Source organism: Streptococcus oralis (genome assembly GCF_023109195.1).
Classification (GTDB): Bacteria; Bacillota; Bacilli; order Lactobacillales; family Streptococcaceae; genus Streptococcus; species Streptococcus oralis_BV.
Genome location: NZ_JALDUB010000014.1, coordinates 1 through 814, shown reverse-complemented (window position 1 = coordinate 814; position 814 = coordinate 1). Strand labels below are relative to the sequence as shown.

General features: G+C 36.4%; 1 protein-coding gene. It reads left to right on the top strand.

Going from position 1 to position 814, the window contains the following annotated elements; genetic code table 11:
* Nucleotides 1-43 precede the first annotated feature (43 nt).
* A partial coding sequence (locus tag M1F65_RS09965; protein ID WP_345772947.1) for a putative cross-wall-targeting lipoprotein signal domain-containing protein occupies nt 44-814 on the top strand: 771 nt, incomplete at its 3' end.

Genomic DNA, 814 nt, shown 5'->3' with positions numbered 1-814 from the left:
TATAAGAAGTAACGACTAAATTTAGATAAGGAAATGACTTATAATGAAAAATAAAAAAGAAGTCTATGGATTTCGTAAAAGCAAAGTTGCGAAAACTTTGTGTGGTGCTGTTTTAGGAACTGCTTTGATTGCTTTTGTAGACAAAGCAGTATTTGCTGATGAAGTTACAGAGACAACTAGTACAAGTACGGTTGAGGTAGCTACTACAGGAAATCCAGCTACAAATCTACCTGAAGCTCAGGGTGAAATGAGTCAAGTTGCCAAAGAAAGCCAAGCTAAGGCTGGTTCTAAAGACTCAGCTTTGCCAGTAGAAGTATCATCAGCTGATTTGGATAAAGCAGTTGCTGATGCAAAATCTGCAGGAGTTAAGGTAGTTCAAGATGAAACAAAAGACAAAGGAACAGCCACAACTGCTACAGAGAATGCTCAAAAACAAGATGAGATTAAAAGCGACTATGCTAAACAGGCTGAAGAAGTAAAGACAACAACTGAAGCATATAAAAAAGAAGTCGCAGCTCATCAGGCTGAAACAGATAAAATCAATGCTGAAAACAAAGCAGCGGATGACAAGTACCAAAAAGATCTAAAAAGTCATCAAGAAGAAGTTGAAAAAATCAACACTGCTAATGCAACAGCTAAAGCAGAATATGAGGCTAAGCTAGCACAATATCAAAAAGATTTAGCAACTGTCAAAAAAGCAAATGAAGATAGTCAAAAGGATTATCAAAATAAACTTTCAGCTTACCAGACAGAATTAGCTCGAGTACAAAAAGCTAATGCGGAAGCTAAAGAGGCTTATGATAAAGCAGTAAAA